Origin of the sequence: Nocardioides sp. YIM B13467, assembly GCF_042788075.1 — a bacterium.
In the GTDB taxonomy this organism is placed as follows: domain Bacteria; phylum Actinomycetota; class Actinomycetes; order Propionibacteriales; family Nocardioidaceae; genus Nocardioides.
The window spans coordinates 2,734,750-2,752,369 of sequence record NZ_JBHZPJ010000046.1 but is presented as its reverse complement, the minus strand read 5'-3'; the positions used below and the strand labels follow the sequence as shown (position 1 = coordinate 2,752,369).

The window sequence follows — 17,620 nt, the reverse complement described above, 5'->3', positions numbered from 1 at the left end:
TGGGTCAGCGCTTGCCGATGATCCCGACGGCGGCGGGGACCTTGGAGTCGACGATGGAGACGCGGAACCCGGCGTCGGCCAGGGCCTTGCTCGACTTCTCGATGATCTCGGGGACCTGCTCGCGCTGGGTGGCCTCGTAGAAGAGGTTGACCGTGCCGCCGGGGAGCACGCGCTCGTGGAGCAGCGCTATCTCGGCGGATGCGTCACGCACCCAGAACAGGTTGACGTTGAACGCGAACACCTTCGTCAGCCGCTTGACCGGGACCCGCAGCGTCGCGAGGTCGATCTGTCGGACCGTGAGGCGTCCTGCCTCCAGGTATTTCGCGCAGCGTCGCTTCGTACGATCGACACCCGACTCCGAGCGATCGATCGCAAACAGCTTTCCGGTCTCCAGCCGGCTACAGATCAGCTCGGCACCAGCCCCCGGGCCACAGCCGATCTCAAGGACATGATCGTTCGGTTGAATGTCCATGAAATCAACGGCCCAACGGATCCGAGCAGGGATCGTCTGCACCACCATGGGTCCAAGACTGCCAGATCCTCCTACGGTTCCGCTCACAGCCCCTTCGACAAGCTCATGGCGAGCCTTGCGAATTGTTCACCGGATGGTGGTCGATCGTTGCTGGAGCGTGATCGATAAGGTGTGGCCTCATGACTAAGGTGGCTGTTCTCGGTGCACGTGGCAAGCTCGGTTCGGCGGTCTGCGAGGCAGTCGAGTCCGCCGATGACCTGGAGCTCGTCGCCAGGATCGGTCGAGACGACGAGCTGTCGGCGATCACCGACGCCGGCGCCGAGGTGGCCGTCGACGTCACCACGCTCGAGGCGGTGATGGGCAACGCGGAGTTCTGTCTGTCCCACGGCGTGCACACCGTGATCGGCACCTCGGGCTTCGGGCCCGACCGCGTCGAGCAGCTCGAGGTCTGGCTGGCGAAGAACCCGGGCGTCGGCGCGATGGTGGTGCCCAACTTCTCGGTCGGCGCGGTGCTGATGATGCGGTTCGCCGAGCTCGCCGCCGCCCACTTCCCGTCGGTGGAGATCGTCGAGACCCACCACGAGCGGAAGGCCGACGCTCCTTCGGGTACGGCACGCCGGACCGCCGAGCTCGTCGCTGCGGCGCGCCGCGAGGCCGGGGTGGGCCCGGCGCCCGACGCGACCACCTCGGCCCTCGACGGGGCCCGTGGGGCCTCTGTGGACGGCATCCCGGTCCACTCCCTGCGGATGTCGGGATCGGTCGCCCACCAGGAGGTCATCCTCGGCGGTGTCGGCGAGCTCCTGACGATCCGTCACGACTCGCTCTCGCACGCCTCCTTCGCCCACGGCGTACTCGCCGCGATCCGCGGCATCGGCTCGCGGCCGGGGCTCACGATCGGCCTGGAGGAGGTCCTCGGTCTCGTCTGAGACCGGCGGGGCGTCAGGTCAGCCCGGGCAGAGGTCGCCGGGTTCGAGCGGCTCGTCCTTGGGCTGCTCGGCGGGGTCGGCGAGCAGGCTGCGATAGTCGTCGTGCCGCAACGGTCCGTCGGCGAGCTCACCCGAGGACCGCGGTACCTGGAGCGGCCCGGCGTCGTACTCCATCTCCACCCGGTCCACGCCGGGGATCGAGGTCAGCGACAGCACCGTCTGCGCCGTTGCGAGCACGACCCGGTTGGTGGCGATCGTGTCGTCGATGGAGACGCGGAGGTGGGCGGTGCGGTGGGTTATCGCCACGAGCTTCAGCCATCTGTCCGGCGGCAGGGCCGTGCCCAGGCCGGAGCCCAGGTCGCGCGCCGAGGGCCCGTCGCCGAGCTGGCCGAGGATGTCCCTGGCGACACCCGCGAGGGTCTTCGCGCAGAAGCTCGCCGCGGGCCGGCCGACGAGCCGGTCCTCGGCGTCGACCCAGTAGAGCCGGGGACCGGCGTGACCGTTCGCCGCGCCAGAGGGGACGTCGTACACGTCCTCGAGCAGGTGGTACGGCACGTCCGAAGGGTCGACGGTGCGCACCTCGTCGTCGTCGGGGACTCCGCACGACACCACCGCGAGCAGGAGGAGGCCGGCGGCGCCCGCCGCCCAAGACGTACGCACCGCCCTCATGTCGCCTCTCGACCCGAGGCGGTCCTCGCCGTGGGCGCCAGCGGGAAGGAGAGCACGAAGTCGGCGCCGCCGGAGTCGGCCTCGCGACACCAGACCGAGCCGTCGTGGAGCTGCGCGGTCTGTTCGACGATGCTCAGCCCCAGCCCGCTCCCGGTGGTCGCGCCGCGGGCGCCCATCCGGGCGAACCTGTCGAAGATGCGTTCTCGTTCGGCGGCGGGGACGCCGGGACCGGAGTCGGTGACATGGATCTCGGCGTAGCCGCGGCGTGCGATCGCGCGCACCGCGGTCAGGCCGCAACCGTGGGTCTCCGCGTTGCGCACCAGGTTGGCCAGCGCACGGTGCACCTGGAGCCGGTCGGCATAGATCGCGAGGTCCGCGGGGACGTCGACGGTGGCCCTGCCGCCGATCTCGGCCTCGGCAAGGGTCGCGGCGACCAGGTCCGCGACACCCAGCACCTCCCACTCCGACTCGCGCACGCCCGCGTCGAGTCGTCCCAGCGTGATCAGGTCCTCGAGCGCACCGCGGAACCGGTCCAGCTCGCCGGCCATCAGCCCGACGGCGGTCGCCGAGCTTGGCGAGAGCGTGCTGTCGCCCTGCAGGACACCGAGACTGGTGGTGAGGGTGGCGACCGGCGTACGAAGCTCGTGGCTGACGTCGGCCGCGAAGCGGGCGTCATGGTCGAGGCGCTCGACGACGGTGTCGACCATGGTGTTGAACGACCCGGTGAGCGTGGCCAGATCGGGGTCGTCGGTCGCCTCGACCCGGGTGTCGAGCTCTCCGGCGGAGATTCGGGCGGCGGCCAGCGCGACCTGCCGCAGTGGCCGCAGCACCCGCCGGGCCGCGTACCACCCCAGGATTCCGCCGGCGAGGGTCGTGATGGCCGCGGAGATCGCGAGCGCGTAACCCATCGTGTCGAGGGTCTCGCTGAGCTCTTTGGCGTGGGTGACCTCGTAGTAGTCGGCGTCGACCCCTTCGAGCGGGACGCCGACCACGACGTTGGGCCGGCCGCCGGTGTCGGTCCAGGACAGCGCCACGTCTCCGGCCTCGACGCTGGTCGCGACGTTGCTCGTGGCGTCGTGGACCCTCGTGGTGAGATCGGAGGAGTACCACTGGCCGTCCTGGTGGACGAAGACCGTGGTGCGCCTCGGCGGGGCGATCTCGGACAGGACCTCGGCGACGTTCACGCCGTTCGTGCGCAGCCTTTCCTTGACCAGGGCAGCGTCGATGTAGGCCTGCTGCAGTGCGTTCCGCTCGCGCTGGACGATCAGGTAGTGACGCGCCGAGAAGTAGGTGCTGAAGGCGAGGATCAGGCTGATCAGCAGTGCGCCGGCAGCGAACGCCGCCACGACGTTGGCGCGCAGCCCGCGCCTGGCCGGCCACCGGATCATCGCGGATCCAGCCGGTAGCCCAGTCCGCGGACCGTCGAGATGACGCCGCCGGCCGCCGGGTCGCTGTCGACCTTGTTGCGCAACCGGCTGACGTGCACATCGACGACCCGGACGTCGCCGTGGTGACCCTCCGGCCACATCTGGCTGACCAGGTTCTCGCGGGTCATCACCCGGCCGGGGCTGGCCGTCAGCGCCAGCAGGAGCTTGAACTCCGTGCTGGTGAGATGCAGGTCCTCCGCACCGCGGCGCAGGGTGGCGGCCGCCGGGTCGAAGACCAGCGGTCCGTCCGTCGAGTCGAGCACGATGCCCCCGATCGGGGTGTAGCCACCCGAAGAGGGCACGAGTGGGTAGTCCGGGCGCCGCAGGGCGGCCTTGATCCGGGCCCTGACCTCGGCGACGTCGAACGGCTTGCGGACGTAGTCGTCGGCTCCCGCCTCGAGCGCCGCGATCACGTCCTTGGCGCCGTCGCGAGCGCTGATCACGATGATCGGAGCGGTGGTCCGCGGGCGCACGCTGCGGATGAAGGTGAATCCGTCGATGCCGCCGAGCATCAGGTCGACGAGCATGACGTCGAACGGCTCGACGGCGTCGAGATCGAGGGCGACCTCGGCGTCGTCTGCCTCACCGACCGCGTAACCCTCCTGCTCCAAGAAGAGTCGGAGGGAGGTACGCAGCCCGTAGTCGTCCTCCAGGATGAGCACTCGCTTCGCTGCCTCTTGCACGTCTCGCATCGTCTCACCCGAGCGGTCAGGGCACAGACCCGTTGCTGCCTGCCCCCCCGAAGTGACACGAAACTGACACGAAACTGCGAAAGGACCTCCATACATCCTGGGCAGTGTGGGGGACATGAGCGAGGCGGACTTCTACCCGGTCGACGAGACCGTCGTCGTCCCGTTCTCGGACGCCACCTGCCTGCGGGCGATCCACAACCTGCGCTGGCGGCTGGCGGAGATGCTCGCGGGCGGTCCTGAGGCAGTCGTGGTCGACCTGGCAGGTCTGACCAAGTTCTCCTCGACGACCGTCGCGGCGCTGCTGTGGGCCAAGCGGCGCTGCGGGACGCGTGGCGTGCCCCTGCGTCTCCGGAACGCCGATCCGGCGCTTGCCGGACGGCTCAGACGAGGGGGCCTCGACACCATCTGGGACATCCAGACGGCTCCGGCAACACCAACCCCCACCCGAAAGGTCAACTGATGAGCAACCACGTCCACGAGACCGACCGCGAGGATGCAGTCGATCTGCTGACGCCGGACCAGGCGATGAGCCAGGTACGGGCGTGGACCGACTCACGGGTCGTCGGCGACCGCGCCGCCAACCGGCTCGAGGTGCTCGCCGCCTTCGGCGTCCATGTGGCCATCTCGAACCTGCCCGGCGAGATCTGGGTCAAGCTGGCGTGGCGCACGCCGACCCGGGTCGAGCTCGCCACGGTCTGGACCCTCACCTCGATGCCCGCAGCGGCGCCGGAGCCCTTCATCGCCGACAAGCTCACCGATCTGGCCAGCGCCTGGAGCTTCCAGCACCGCGCCGGCGGCGCCAGCCTGATCTGCGAGATCGAGGACCCTCCCGGGTCCGGCGAGCCTCAGCGGTAGTCGTCGGGGAGCTGGGAGCCGATCTTGACCTGCGGCTTGGGCAGGCGCAGCGGGCGGATCTGGATGGCGCGCATGATCGCGTAGTAGGTGGTGCCCTTGAGGTCGTTGTCCGGGAAGCGGCGCTTGAGCTCCTTGCGGAGCAGGAAGCGCAGCGCGATCAGGTTGATGATCACGGTGGCCATCACGACGAGGGTGAAGAGCTGGGAGTACATCGCCAGCTCGAGGCTGATGTAGGGCACCACGAGCGCGATGATCAGCACCGGGAGCACGATCTCGGCGAAGGTGAACCGGGCGTCGATCCAGTCGCGGATGAACCGCTTGACCGGGCCCTTGTCGCGCAGCGGAAGGTAGCGCTCGTCGCCGGTCTTCATCGCCTGGCGCATCTTGTCGCCCTGCTCGGAGCGCTGGGCGCGGTTGGCGGCGTTGATCTCCTTGCGGGAGCGCGGCTGCTTGAGGCGCGCCTTGCGGGCCGCCTCCGCTTCCTTGCGCGAAGGAGTCGGACGACCCTTACCGGTCTCCTTGACCGGGTTCTCGGGCTCGACGACCTGCGGGGCGGGGGACTTACGACCGAACAACGGAGGGACCTCTTACTGTTGGCTGGGACACATACAGGATATCCCGAAGGACCCTGACAGCGAGTTTTGTGGACCCGGCCTAAGGTGAGAGGCAACACTTGTCCTAGGACGACGAGAGTCCAGCGGCAAGCGACGACGCGGGGCGGCCGGCGGTCGGCCGCATATGAGAGGCGTAAAGGGAACCGATGAGTGTGATGAAGCGGCTGAGCCTGGTCTTCAAGGCGAAGGCAAACAAGGCGCTCGACAAGGCCGAGGACCCACGGGAGGTGCTCGACTACAGCTACCAGAAGCAGCTTCAGATGCTGCAGCAGGTGCGCCGCGGTGTCGCGGACGTCGCGACCAGCCGCAAGCGCGTCGAGCTGCAGATCAACGGGCTCAAGCAGCAGTCCGACAAGCTCACCCAGCAGGCCCAGAAGGCCATCGAGATGAACCGTGAGGACCTCGCCCGCGAGGCCCTCACGCGCAAGAGCGGTCTCACCCAGCAGATGAACGACCTCAACACCCAGCTGGGCACCCTCCAGGGCGAGGAGGAGAAGCTCACCCTCGCGCAGCAGCGACTGCAGGCCAAGGTGGAGTCCTTCCGCACCAAGAAGGAGACCATCAAGGCGACCTACACCGCCGCCGAGGCGCAGACCCGCATCAACGAGGCGATCTCCGGCATCGGCGAGGAGATGGGCGACGTCGGCATGGCCATGCAGCGTGCCGAGGACAAGACCCTGGAAATGCAGGCTCGCGCCGGCGCCGTCGACGAGCTGCTCGCCTCCGGTGCCCTCGACGACCTCACCGCCGGTCCCTCCGACGACATCACCCGCCAGCTCGACGCGCTCAGCTCGACCAGCGACGTCGAGGCCGAGCTCGCCGCGCTCAAGGGCATCAACGCCCCGCAGCAGACCCAGGCGCTGCCCGGTGCCGACGCCAACGCGCCGGTCATCGACGTGGAGTCGACCGAGAAGAAGGCCGAGCAGTGATCGTACGCATCCTGGGCGAGGGGCAGTACGACCTCGACGAGGCCGCCGTGGACAAGCTCAACGAGCTCGACGCCGCGGTCGAGGCCGCCTGCGCGGGCACCGACGCGGCCGTCTTCGACGCGGCCCTGGAGGCGCTGCTCGATGGCGTACGTTCGCTGGGCACCGCCCACCCGATCGACGCGATCGACTCCTCCGACCTGATCATTCCCGGACCCGGCTCCACGCTCGCCGAGGTCTCCGAGATGCTCGGCGACGAGGGCCTCATCCCCGGTTAGAAACATGTCACGCTTCCAGGGTGATGCCGGGCTGACCGTCCGGATGACCACGGTGATGTTCCTGCTCGGCGCGCTGTTCGTCGGGCTCATCGTGGCGCTGATGTTCGTCATGCCCGCGCAGTGGGCGCCGATCATCGGCATCGTCGGGCTCGGCATCGCCTGGTGGCAGTGGTACGCCTCCGACACCCTCGCCATGCGCGCCATGGGCGCGCGCGAGGTGTCGGCCCAGGAGGCGCCCGAGCTGCACGCGATGATCGACCGGCTGTGCACGCTGGCCGACATGCCGAAGCCGCGGGTCGGGATCGCGCACACCGACATGCCCAACGCCTTCGCCACCGGCCGATCGCCGAAGCGGTCCGCGGTCGTGGTGACCACCGGCATCATGCAGCGCCTGACCGCCGAGGAGCTGGAGGGCGTGCTCGCCCACGAGCTCTCCCACGTCGCCCACCGCGACGTGCTGGTGATGACCGTCGCCTCCTCGGCCGGCATCGTGGCCGGGATGCTGAGCCGCGGCTCCCAGTACGGTGCGTACGCAGGTGGCGGCCGCCGCGACAACAACAACGGTCTCCCGGTCTGGCTGGTGGTGCTGCTGGTCTCGCTGGCGGTCTACGCCGTGTCGTGGCTGCTGCTGCGGATGCTGTCGCGCTACCGCGAGCTGGCCGCCGACCGGGCCGGCGCGCAGCTGACCATGAAGCCGGGCGCGCTGGCCAGTGCGCTGCAGAAGATCACCGGTGAGATCTCCGCGATCCCGAGCCGGGACCTGCGGTCGTCGCAGGCGATGAACGCGTTCTTCATCGCGCCGGCGATCAGCGGCCAGTCGCTGCGTACGCTCACCTCGACGCACCCCTCGCTGGAGCAGCGCCTGGAGCAGCTCGCCCGGATCGAGGCCGAGCTCGGCCGCCCGACCCAGTAGGGTCGGCGACGTGGGCTTCTGGGACGTCATCACGGGTCGTACGCGACCGAAGCAGGCCAACCTCGACGCACTGTTCGCGGTGCCGACCGCCGCGCTCACCATGCAGACCTCGCTCGGGCTGGTCCCGACCGGCGACGGAGCGGTCTGCTACCGGGCCGCGGCCGGCGCAGGGTTCGCCGGCACGCAGAGCGACATCGTCGAGCTGCTCGGTGCCTCCGAGGGCGCGCCGACGGTGACCACGAGCGTCGACGAGTTCGGCTTCACCTGGCTCAGCGTCGACCACGAGCCGCTGGACCCGGACAACCCCGACATCACCGGCCTGGTCACCGACCTCCACGCGGTCAACACCACCCTGGAGATGAACGGCTTCGGCCCGGGGCTGCTCTGCTCGCTGATCGCCTTTCGTGACAGCACGGGCGCCGACGGGCGCAGCGTCGGCCTGATCTACCTCTACAAGCAGGGCACCTTCTACCCGTTCGTCCCGACCGGCCCGCAGCAGCGCGACAACCTGCTCGAGATCAACGTCCGCAGCGCGATCGAGGGCGATCTGCCGGTCGAGAAGGACCTCTCCCGCTGGCTCGCCGTCTGGGGAGCCCCCGGGCTCTGAGACCTATGGAACGGGCACGGAGCTTCGGAGCGGTGGCGGAGGACTACGAGCGCTTCCGTCCCGGCTACCCCGAGGATCTGGTCGCGCTGGTGAGCGAGGTCGCCGACGGTCCGGTGCGACGGGCGATCGAGATCGGTGCCGGCACCGGGAAGGCCACCCGGACGTTCGCGGCCGCCGGGATCGAGGTGGTCGCCACCGACCCCGACGCGGACATGCTCGGCGTGCTCCGGCGCGAGTGCGCAGGCCTGCCGGTGACCACCGTGCACGCTGCTCTGGAGGAGCTCGACCCGGCTGCGTACGAGCCGTTCGACCTGCTCTACGCGGCCGCCGCCTGGCACTGGACGGCACCGGCGACGCGGTGGGACCTGGCCACCGCCCTGGTCCGCGACGGGGGAGCGGTGGCCTTCTTCGGCGGCCCGTTCGTGCTGGCCGACGACGAGGTCGCGGTCATCGAGGACGAGATGATCGCGGCGTACGCCCCGGAGGGACGCCACCTGCCGCCGCCGTCCGCGGCTGACGCGCCGATGCTGTTCCCCGGAGACGAGATGCTGGCCGACGACCGGCTGTGCGACGTACGTCAGCGGGAGGTGCCGCGCCGTTTCACCCTTGCCCGTGCGGACTACGTGCGCCACCTCGACACCATCTCCGCTATCCGGCTCCTCTCGGCCGCCGACCGGTCCGCACTCTTCGCCGACCTGGCCGCGGTCCTCCCCGAGCAGGTGGAGGTGCGTGCGGACCTGATGGTCCACACCGCCCGCCGGGCCGACGACGCGCCTGATTCATAGGCTCCCCACAGCCGGAGCCGACCTCCCGCATAGCCACGCACACGACAGTCCTCTCGTCAGGCCTCCGGCGCCGCCGGGGCGTAGGAGAGAGGCAGTGTGGTGCGCAAGAGACTCACGGAGCGGTGGCGGAGGCTGGGACGTACGGCCCGGATCCTGCTCGCAGCCGGGGTGGCGGCAGTGGTGGTCGGTGGCGGAGCGGGCGCCTGGGCGCTCACCCGCGAGGACACCACGCAGTCCCAGACCATGACGGTGCAGGCGTCCTCGGGCACCGTGAAGCAGACGGTGTCGGCCAGCGGCACCGTCGAGGCGGCCGAGACCGCCGACCTGACCTTCGAGGTCTCGGGCACGGTGACGAAGGTGCACGTCGCCGAGGGCGACGTCGTCAAGAAGGGCCAGCCGCTCGCCGAGGTCGACGACGAGTCGCTGATCGCGTCCCGCACTGCGGCGGAGTCCGCGCTGACAGCTGCTCAGGAGCAGCACGAGACCGATCAGGACTCGGGTGCCTCCGACGTACAGCTCGCCTCTGACGAGGCCGCCGTGGTCTCCGCCGAGGCTGACCTGGAGAGCGCTCGGCAGGCGGTGAAGGACGCCGTTCTGCGCTCCACCATCTCCGGCACCGTGACGGCGTTCGACATCGAGGTCGGCGACACCGTCGGCTCCGGCTCCTCATCCTCCAGCAGCAGCTCCGGCTCGGGCGACAGCGCTGCCGGAGGCGGCGGGAGTATGCCCGGGGCCACCAACTCAGGATCGGACTCCTCGAGCGACAGCGCCACCGACTCGAGCGGCACCGTCACGGTCGTCTCCACCGACTCGTTCGTCGTCGAGGCGACCGTCAGCGCCGACGACGCGGCCACGGTGAAGCAGGGGCTCCAGGCCACGCTCACCCTCAACGGAGCAGAGGAGGACATCTACGGCACCGTCTCCACGATCGGGCAGGTCGCCGAGTCCAGCTCGACCGGCGCCGCGGTGTTCCCGGTCACCATCGCGGTGACCGGCGACGTCGAGGACGTCTATCCCGGCACCAGCGTCACCGCAGCGATCACGGTCAAGCAGCGCGAGAACGTGCTCACCGTGAACAGCGCCGCCATCCGGACCGAGGACGACAAGACGTACGTGGACAAGGTCGTCGACGGGAAGGCGGTCAAGACCGAGGTGAAGATCGGCGAGGTGTACGGCGCCACGACCGAGATCACCGAGGGACTCGAGGACGGCGACAGCGTCGAGATGCGGGGGTTCACCAGGCCCACCGGTGGCGGCGAGGGAGGTCAGGGCGGTCAAGGCGGCTTCCCAGGCGGCGGCGAGTTCCCCAGCGGCGGTTTCGAGGGCGGCGGCGGTTTCCCCGGCGGCGGCGGCTTCCCGGGCGGCGGTGGCCAGTGAGCGCGTTCGACGTGATCCCCGAGCCCACCGAAGCGGTGGTGTCGCTGGAGGGCGTACGCAAGACCTACCACTCCGGTTCGATCGAGTTCGAGGCACTGCGTGGGGTCGATATGCGGATCACGGCGGGAGAGTACGTCGCCGTGGTCGGCCCATCGGGGTCGGGAAAGTCGACGTTGATGAACATCCTCGGCTGCCTCGACGTACCCACGCAGGGGAGCTACCACCTCGGGGGCGAGGACGTCTCGACGATGTCGGAGACCGAGCTCGCCCACGTACGCAACCGCCGGATCGGCTTCGTGTTCCAGCAGTTCAACCTGCTGCCGAGCCTGGCGGCCTGGCGAAACGTCGAGCTGCCGCTGGTGTACGCCGGCTTGGGCAGGGCCGAGCGGCGCGAGCGTGCCGTGGCGGCACTCACGCGCGTCGGCCTCGGTGACCGGGTCGACAACCGGCCCGGTGAGCTCTCGGGCGGTCAGCAGCAGCGGGTCGCCGTGGCCCGGGCGCTGGTCACCGAGCCGGACATCATCCTGGCCGACGAGCCCACCGGAAACCTCGACTCCGGCTCGACCACGGCCGTGCTCGGTCTTCTCGACGAGCTCCATGGCAGCGGCCGCACGATCGTGCTGATCACCCACGAGCACGACGTCGCGGCCCGGGCCAGCCGAAACCTGACCATCCGTGACGGCCTGATCACCGCCGACGACCTGGTGGGGGCGCGATGAGGATCACGGGACGACGTCGCGACACCTCGGTCGCCGCGCGGACGCCGACGGGCATGAGCTGGGCCGAGACTTTCCGCACCGCCTGGGACGCGGTCCGCTCCCACCGGCTGCGGTCGATGCTGACCATGCTCGGCATCGTGATCGGAATCGCCTCGGTCATTCTCACCGTCGGCCTGGGCCAGGGTGCCCAGGACCAGGTGAAGTCGCAGATCAGCGCACTGGGCAGCAACCTCCTGATCGTCTCCCCGGGCAGCACGATCAGCTCCGAGGGCGTACGCGGCGGGTTCGGGTCCGCGTCCACGCTGACCCTCCAGGACGCCGACGCCATCGCGGACGACGAGGCGGCGCCGGACGTGAAGGGAGTGGCCCCGGTGACCTCGTCCAACACGCTGCTCGACACCAGCACGACCAACTGGACCACGTCGCTCGTCGGTGCCACCACCTCTTGGCCCGACGTACGCCAGCGGGAGCTCTCCTCTGGACGCTTCTTCACCTCACAGGAGGTCTCTCGAGGGGCGAAGGTGGTCGTGCTCGGCTCCGACACCGCCGCGGAGCTGTTCAGTGGACCGGCCAACCCGGTCGGGCAGACCGTGAGCGTCGGCGGCACCCAGCTGACCGTGATCGGCGTGCTCGCCTCGAGCGGCTCCTCCTCGTCTGGTTCGACCGAGGACGACACCGCGGTCACCCCGATCAGCACGGCGAAGGCGCTGACCGGATCCTCCAGTTCCAGCGTGTCCACGATCTACGTGGAGGCGTCCTCGGAGGAGGGTCTCTCGGCCGCGTACCAGGAGATCAACGCGCTGCTGCTCAACCTGCACGACGTGAGCGCGGCCGATGCCGACTTCACCATCTCGTCGCAGGACTCGCTGGTCGAGACCGCCAACGCCACCAACGAGACCCTCACGGTCCTCCTCGGCGGCATCGCGGCGATCTCGCTGCTCGTCGGCGGCATCGGCGTCATGAACATCATGCTCGTCTCGGTCACCGAACGGATCCGCGAGATCGGGCTGCGCAAGGCGCTCGGCGCCACCCCGTCGGTGATCCGCAACCAGTTCCTGGTCGAGGCCTCTCTTCTCGGCCTGGCGGGTGGGGTGGTCGGCATCATCATCGCCTCCGTCGGCGCGTGGGGCCTGCCCGACCTGATCGACCAACCGGTCTCGCTCTCCCTGGTGGCCACCGTCGCCGCCCTGGCCACCTCCCTCGCGCTCGGCATCGGCTTCGGGGTCTACCCCGCGACCCGCGCCGCGCGCCTGACCCCGATCGACGCACTCCGCAGCGAGTGACGCACCCATCTCGACGTACGAAGGAAAACTTGTGAAGCGCATCTGTTTGGCAGCCATCGCCGTGGGCGGGCTGTTCATGTTCACCGCCTGCGGCTCCGACGACACGGGGCAGGACCCGCCCGCGGCCGACACTCAGGGGTCCGGTCAACAGGGCGGCGGCCAGGGCGGCGGGATGCCGGGAGCCTCCGGCAAGATCGCCGCGGCCGACGGCTCCACCATCCAGGTGCAGGGCAACGACAGCCAGACGGCCGTGACCTACACCGACGAGACCACGATCAGCCAGCAGGTCGCCGGGAGCCTCTCCGACGTGAAGGCCGGGCTGTGCGTGACGGTCACCCCGGCCGACGGCTCGGAGAGCTCCGACACCGTGGTGACCGCTGGGTCGGTCCGGGTCACCGAGAAGAGCGACGGGTCCTGCCAGGGCGGTTTCGGGGGTGGCCGTCCCTCGGGGATGCCCGAGGGTGGGATGCCGTCGGGCATGCCGGAGGGCGGGATGCCGTCGGGCATGCCGGAGGGCGGGATGCCCTCAGGTGGTCCGGGAGCCGGTGGCAGGTTCGGTACGTCGGGTGAGGTTACCGCCGTCTCCGGCGACACGATCACCGTCGCCGCGATGAGCTTCGACCCGCAGGCCGAGGAGGGCGCTGAGCCCGAGACCACGTCGGTGACGGTGACCACGACCGGCGAGACCACGGTGACGACGACCAAGACGGCCGACGCCACTGCGCTGACCATCGGGCGCTGCGTCACCGCCACCGGCACCTCCGATGACACCGGCGCGGTGAGCGCCGAGCGGATCGAGGTCTCCGACGCGGTCGACGGAGAGTGCTCCATCGGCTTCGGTCGCGGTGGCTTCCCGGGCGGTGGCGGCGGCTCGCAGGACGGGGCGTCGTCGTGAGGCGGCCCGCGGCTCGCTGGGTCAAGGCCACCTCGGGGGTGGCGACGCTGGCGGTGCTCGCCGGCTGTGGCTACGTGGCGTACGCCGCCTTGACGGACCCAGCCGACGGTTACCGCCTCGCGGCGGCCTCGACGGGCGACGTCGAGCAGACCCTCTCGCTCTCCGGGACGGTCGCGCCGAACGGCCGCGCCGACCTCAGCTTCGGCACCAGTGGCACGGTGGCCTCGGTCCTCGAGGAGGGCGCGACCGTCAAGGAGGGCCAGGCCCTGGCCAAGCTGGACAAGACCTCGCTGAAGAAGGACCTCAAGACGGCCGAGGCGTCCCTCGCCGCAGCCAAGGCGCAGCTGGAGTCCGACAAGGAGGCTCAGGTCTCCGGGGTCTCTTCGACCACCTCGTCCTCCTCATCGGGAACGACCAGCCCGTCGAGCACCACCACTGGTTCCTCGGGCGGCGCGGTGACCGCGGTATGGACCGGCACCACCACGACTGCGACGGTGGTCAGCGACACCGACGTCGTCGCCCAGATCAAGGCGCTGCAGACGAAGGTCACCGATGCCCAGACGGAGCTCAGCACTACGAGCAGCGAGCTCGAGAAGGCGAACACGAGTCTGGAGACGGCCATCGACAAGCTGCAGGGCCTGACCGACAACGGCACGTTCGGTGAGCTCTCGTCGGCGCTGGAGAGCGCCAAGACGACCTGCGGCGTGGAGGGCGACGCTGCGACGTGCAGCAGTGACCTCGACAAGGCCGTCGGCGCCAAGGACAAGGCGCAAGGTGACGTCGGTGAGGCACAAGGTGCGTTGAGCTCTGCGCAGGGCTCCGTGACCCGGGCCAAGGAGGCGGTGGACGCCGCCGGCACGAAGCTCGCCGAGGCGAGCGCTGATCTCAACGACCTCCTCGTCTCCGCCGGGAGCGGCGGTGGCACCGGCGGCAGCACTCCCGGCGGCTCGTCATCGGGGCAGCCTGGGAGTTCCCAGGGGAGCGGTGCCCAGGGCGGCACCGGCCAGCCCGGCGGAGAGATGTCCGGCCAGCAGGAGCAAGGGGGCATGGAGGGTCAAAGCGGTGCGGGCACCCCGCCGAAGGGCATGGAGGGCCAGGGCAGCGCGGAAGGCGGCGCCGAGGGCGGCGCCGAGGGCAGTATGGGCGGCGCCGGCCAGTCGGTCACGGCGGCGACGATCGCCCAGGACCAGGCAGAGATCGACCAGGCCAAGGTCGATGTCATCGACGCCAAGGCAGCGCTGGCAGCCGCGGTGATCAAGGCTCCCGCGGACGGCACGGTCGCCGCCGTGGACGTGAGCGAAGGCTCCTCGGTGAGCGCCGGTGCCGCTGCGGTCACGGTGATCGCCGAGGGACTGACGAGCGTCGAGCTGGAGGTCACGTCCGCGCAGCTGAGCAAGCTGCAGATGGGTCAGACGGCCACGGTCTCCCCGGCCGGTGTCGACAAGGACCTGCCCGGCAAGGTCACCTTGGTCGGCAAGGTGCCGGACACGTCTTCGGGCAGCAGCGTGTTCTCGGTGACCGTGACGCTCGACGAGGAGGGCCTGGACCTGCTCGCCGGCAACACCGCGACGGTCGAGGTCGTCCTGGGCGCCGCCGAGGACGTACTCACCGTCCCGGCCTCGGCCGTCTCCAACGGCGCCGTGACCGTCCTCGACAAGGACGGGAACCCTGAGAGCGTACGCGTCACCACCGGCCTCACGGGTACGACCACGGTCGAGGTGACCGAAGGGATCGATGCGGGCGATGAGATCGTGCTGGCCGACCTCTCGACCCCGCTACCGACCACGGACGATTCCTCCGGCGGCGGCGGTGCCTTCAGCACCGGAGGCGGGTCTGGAGGCTTCTCCGGCGGTGGTGGCGGCTTCCCTGGTGGTGGTCCGCCGTCCAGATGACACGCACAGAGGCTACACAGGGTTCACACAGTTTCGCGGTGGAGTATGGGTGACATGACCGCCGCCACCCCCGACATGACTCGCCTCGACGGGTCGCCCCTTCGCGTTCTCGTCGTGGACGACGAGGTCAATATCGCCGAGCTGATCGCGATGGCACTGCGCTACGAGGGTTGGGAGGTGTCAGCGGCACACACCGGCACCAAGGCCGTCAGCGCCGCCCGCGACTTCGCCCCCGACGCGATCGTGCTCGACTGGATGCTGCCCGACTTCGACGGGCTCGAGGTCCTGCGCCGGGTGCGGTCGACCAACCCGGCCGTACCCGTCCTCTTCCTCACCGCCAAGGACGCGGTCGAGGACCGGGTCGCCGGGCTCACCGCGGGCGGTGACGACTACGTGATCAAGCCGTTCTCGCTCGAGGAGCTCGTCGCCCGGCTGCGTGGGCTGATGCGGCGGGCCGGCGCGACCCGGGTCGAGGAGCACTCGGTGATCCGCGTCGGCGACCTGACGATGGACGAGGACTCGCGCGAGGTGCACCGCGGTGAGGAGGAGATCCCGCTCACCGCCACCGAGTTCGAGCTGCTCCGCTTCCTGATGCGCAACCCCCGCCGGGTGCTGTCCAAGGCCCAGATCCTCGACCGGGTCTGGTCCTACGACTTCGGTGGCCAGGCCAACGTCGTCGAGCTCTACATCTCCTACCTGCGCAAGAAGATCGACGCCGGGCGGGACCCGATGATCCACACCATGCGCGGCGCGGGCTATGTGCTGAAGGCCGCTGAGTGAACGAGCGGCTGAAGCGACTGGTCGCGCCGCTGAGCTCGCGCCTGGTCATCACCGCGGTGGCCCTGGTGCTGGTCGTCTCGCTCCTGATCGCCACCTTCGCCACGATCGCGCTGCGCGAGACGTTGATGGACCGTCTTGACCGGGACGTACACGACATGGCTCGCGGAGTGGCCGACCCGGGCCGGCGCGGCGACTTCAACATCGGACCGGACTCGGTCATCGCGGCATTCCCCGAGAACGGTGAGGCGCAGGGCAACTTCGGCGACTTCGACCCGAACCAGATGGAGTCGCTCAGCGCCGCTGACCTGGAGCTGATGGCGGACGTACGCGTCGACGCGCGCCCCCACGACATCGAGCTGCCCGACCGTGGCACCTACCGGGTGATCGCCCAGTCCGTCTTCACCCCCGCCCTCGGTCAGACGGTGGTCTTCGTCACCGGCCAATCGACCGACGAGGTCGACAACACGATCGAGAGCCTGATCTTCTGGGAGGCCCTGCTGACCCTGCTCGGTGTCCTGGCCGCCGCGGGCGCCGGCTATGTCGTCGTACGCCGCCAGCTCAGCCCGCTGCGCGAGGTCGCCGCCACCGCGCACACCGTCGCCGCCCTGCCGCTCTCCTCCGGCGAGGTCTCGGTGACCGAGCGGGTGCCCGAGCGGCTCACCGACGAGGACACCGAGGTCGGCCAGGTCGGCGCCGCGCTCAACTCGCTGCTCGACCACGTCGAGACCTCGCTGGCCGAACGTCACCGCAGCGAGCAGCAGGTACGCCAGTTCGTCGCCGACGCCTCCCACGAGCTGCGCACCCCGCTGACCACCATCCGCGGCTACACCGAGCTGGCGCAGCAGCGACCCGAAGCGGTCCCGACGGCGCTCGGCAAGGTCGAGGAGGAGTCGCTGCGGATGACCGCACTGGTCGAGGACCTGCTCCTGCTCGCGCGCCTCGACCAGGGCCGCCCGCTCGCTCGTGACTCGGTCGACCTGACCCGGCTCCTCCTGGAGGCCGTCGACGACGCCCGTGTCGTCGACCCCTCGCACACCTGGCGGCTCGAGCTACCGGCCGACGCCGACTCCGGTGGCGCCGAGGTGATCGTCACCGGCGACGCCCAGCGCCTCCACCAGGTGATCAGCAACCTGCTCACCAACGAGCGCCGGCACACGCCCGCCGGCACCACGGTCACCGTCCGCGTACGTCCTGACGGCTTCGACGTCCACGACGACGGCCCCGGCTTCCCTCCGGCCCTGGTCCCGCGCGCGTTCGAGCGTTTCACCCGCGCCGACGAGGCCCGTCAGCGTGACGGCGGCGCCGGTCTCGGCCTCGCGCTCGTCCACGCCATCGTCACCTCCCACGGCGGCACCGTGACCCTCACCAGCGCCCCCGGAGACACCACGATCGCCGTACGCCTCCCGCGCTCGGCCGAAGGATGAGGTGGGGTTTTCCCTACCCGGGTCGGCTCCTTGGGCCCATCGTGGGTGAGCGGCAGGTTCCTTAGCGTCGAAGGGTGACATCAGCC

The 17,620-nt window shown here is 70.0% G+C and carries 20 protein-coding genes; 15 read left to right on the top strand and 5 right to left on the bottom strand.

Annotation, left to right across the window (positions count from 1 at the left end):
- Positions 1-4: 4 nt before the first annotated feature.
- Complete coding sequence (locus tag ACFX43_RS20260; protein WP_336738557.1) at positions 5-472, bottom strand: class I SAM-dependent methyltransferase; 468 nt, start codon at positions 470-472, stop codon at positions 5-7.
- Positions 473-651: 179 nt separating this feature from the next.
- Between ACFX43_RS20260 and dapB the strand changes: the two genes are divergently transcribed.
- The gene (gene dapB, locus ACFX43_RS20255; RefSeq protein ID WP_378833585.1) at positions 652-1,398 is read left to right on the top strand and encodes a 4-hydroxy-tetrahydrodipicolinate reductase; all 747 of its coding nucleotides are present in this window, start codon (positions 652-654) and stop codon (positions 1,396-1,398) included.
- An 18-nt stretch (positions 1,399-1,416) separates the two neighbouring features.
- Here dapB and ACFX43_RS20250 read toward each other — a convergent pair whose 3' ends face one another.
- From ACFX43_RS20250 to ACFX43_RS20240, 3 genes are read right to left on the bottom strand one after another with little or no spacing between them, the layout of a single operon-like run.
- Entirely contained in the window at positions 1,417-2,058 is a 642-nt protein-coding gene (locus ACFX43_RS20250; RefSeq protein ID WP_378833582.1) for a GerMN domain-containing protein, read from the bottom strand.
- Positions 2,059-2,063: 5 nt separating this feature from the next.
- Positions 2,064-3,455 carry an ATP-binding protein gene (locus ACFX43_RS20245; protein ID WP_378833576.1) on the bottom strand — a complete coding sequence of 464 codons (1,392 nt, stop codon included), beginning with the start codon at positions 3,453-3,455 and terminating at the stop codon, positions 2,064-2,066.
- A complete protein-coding gene (locus ACFX43_RS20240) occupies positions 3,452-4,186 on the bottom strand; it encodes a response regulator transcription factor (RefSeq protein ID WP_378833572.1) in 735 nt (244 codons plus the stop codon). The genes ACFX43_RS20245 and ACFX43_RS20240 overlap by 4 nt, the downstream gene beginning before the upstream one ends.
- A 115-nt stretch (positions 4,187-4,301) precedes the next feature.
- Here ACFX43_RS20240 and ACFX43_RS20235 point away from each other — a divergent pair, with 115 nt between their 5' ends.
- Positions 4,302-4,646: an STAS domain-containing protein gene (locus tag ACFX43_RS20235; RefSeq protein WP_378833568.1), complete on the top strand. Its 345-nt coding sequence runs from the start codon at positions 4,302-4,304 to the stop codon at positions 4,644-4,646.
- Positions 4,646-5,041 (top strand): hypothetical protein, encoded by a 396-nt coding sequence (locus ACFX43_RS20230; RefSeq protein ID WP_378833559.1) that lies wholly within the window; start codon positions 4,646-4,648, stop codon positions 5,039-5,041. The genes ACFX43_RS20235 and ACFX43_RS20230 overlap by 1 nt, the downstream gene beginning before the upstream one ends.
- On the opposite strand, the gene ACFX43_RS20225 is transcribed toward ACFX43_RS20230, so the two are convergent.
- A complete protein-coding gene (locus ACFX43_RS20225; protein ID WP_378833556.1) occupies positions 5,032-5,616 on the bottom strand; it encodes a DUF3043 domain-containing protein in 585 nt (194 codons plus the stop codon). The genes ACFX43_RS20230 and ACFX43_RS20225 overlap by 10 nt on opposite strands.
- Positions 5,617-5,801: 185 nt before the next feature.
- Here ACFX43_RS20225 and ACFX43_RS20220 point away from each other — a divergent pair, with 185 nt between their 5' ends.
- The 12 genes from ACFX43_RS20220 (at position 5,802) to ACFX43_RS20165 (ending at position 17,534) form a co-directional block, all read left to right on the top strand.
- A complete protein-coding gene (locus tag ACFX43_RS20220) occupies positions 5,802-6,584 on the top strand; it encodes a PspA/IM30 family protein (RefSeq protein WP_378833552.1) in 783 nt (260 codons plus the stop codon).
- Entirely contained in the window at positions 6,581-6,859 is a 279-nt protein-coding gene (locus ACFX43_RS20215) for a hypothetical protein (protein WP_378833546.1), read from the top strand. Before ACFX43_RS20220 ends, ACFX43_RS20215 begins: the two co-directional genes overlap by 4 nt.
- Positions 6,860-6,863: 4 nt before the next feature.
- Positions 6,864-7,772 carry a zinc metalloprotease HtpX gene (gene htpX, locus ACFX43_RS20210; protein WP_355017991.1) on the top strand — a complete coding sequence of 303 codons (909 nt, stop codon included), beginning with the start codon at positions 6,864-6,866 and terminating at the stop codon, positions 7,770-7,772.
- Positions 7,773-7,782: 10 nt separating this feature from the next.
- Complete coding sequence (locus ACFX43_RS20205) at positions 7,783-8,379, top strand: hypothetical protein (protein WP_378833539.1); 597 nt, start codon at positions 7,783-7,785, stop codon at positions 8,377-8,379.
- A gap of 32 nt (positions 8,380-8,411) precedes the next feature.
- Positions 8,412-9,164 carry a class I SAM-dependent methyltransferase gene (locus tag ACFX43_RS20200; RefSeq protein WP_378833536.1) on the top strand — a complete coding sequence of 251 codons (753 nt, stop codon included), beginning with the start codon at positions 8,412-8,414 and terminating at the stop codon, positions 9,162-9,164.
- A gap of 99 nt (positions 9,165-9,263) precedes the next feature.
- Positions 9,264-10,541 carry an efflux RND transporter periplasmic adaptor subunit gene (locus ACFX43_RS20195; RefSeq protein WP_378833532.1) on the top strand — a complete coding sequence of 426 codons (1,278 nt, stop codon included), beginning with the start codon at positions 9,264-9,266 and terminating at the stop codon, positions 10,539-10,541.
- Positions 10,538-11,260 (top strand): ABC transporter ATP-binding protein, encoded by a 723-nt coding sequence (locus ACFX43_RS20190; RefSeq protein WP_378833525.1) that lies wholly within the window; start codon positions 10,538-10,540, stop codon positions 11,258-11,260. The genes ACFX43_RS20195 and ACFX43_RS20190 overlap by 4 nt, the downstream gene beginning before the upstream one ends.
- Positions 11,257-12,543, top strand: coding sequence for an ABC transporter permease (locus tag ACFX43_RS20185; protein WP_378833516.1), 1,287 nt, complete (start codon positions 11,257-11,259; stop codon positions 12,541-12,543). Before ACFX43_RS20190 ends, ACFX43_RS20185 begins: the two co-directional genes overlap by 4 nt.
- 31 nt (positions 12,544-12,574) lie before the next feature.
- Positions 12,575-13,438, top strand: a complete 864-nt coding sequence (locus ACFX43_RS20180) for a hypothetical protein (protein WP_378833511.1) — start codon at positions 12,575-12,577, stop codon at positions 13,436-13,438.
- Positions 13,435-15,330 (top strand): HlyD family efflux transporter periplasmic adaptor subunit, encoded by a 1,896-nt coding sequence (locus tag ACFX43_RS20175; protein WP_378833509.1) that lies wholly within the window; start codon positions 13,435-13,437, stop codon positions 15,328-15,330. Before ACFX43_RS20180 ends, ACFX43_RS20175 begins: the two co-directional genes overlap by 4 nt.
- A gap of 54 nt (positions 15,331-15,384) precedes the next feature.
- On the top strand, positions 15,385-16,110 hold the full coding sequence (locus ACFX43_RS20170) for a response regulator transcription factor (protein ID WP_378833505.1): 726 nt from the start codon (positions 15,385-15,387) through the stop codon (positions 16,108-16,110).
- Positions 16,107-17,534, top strand: coding sequence for a sensor histidine kinase (locus ACFX43_RS20165; RefSeq protein WP_378833499.1), 1,428 nt, complete (start codon positions 16,107-16,109; stop codon positions 17,532-17,534). Before ACFX43_RS20170 ends, ACFX43_RS20165 begins: the two co-directional genes overlap by 4 nt.
- The last annotated feature ends 86 nt before the right edge of the window (positions 17,535-17,620 follow it).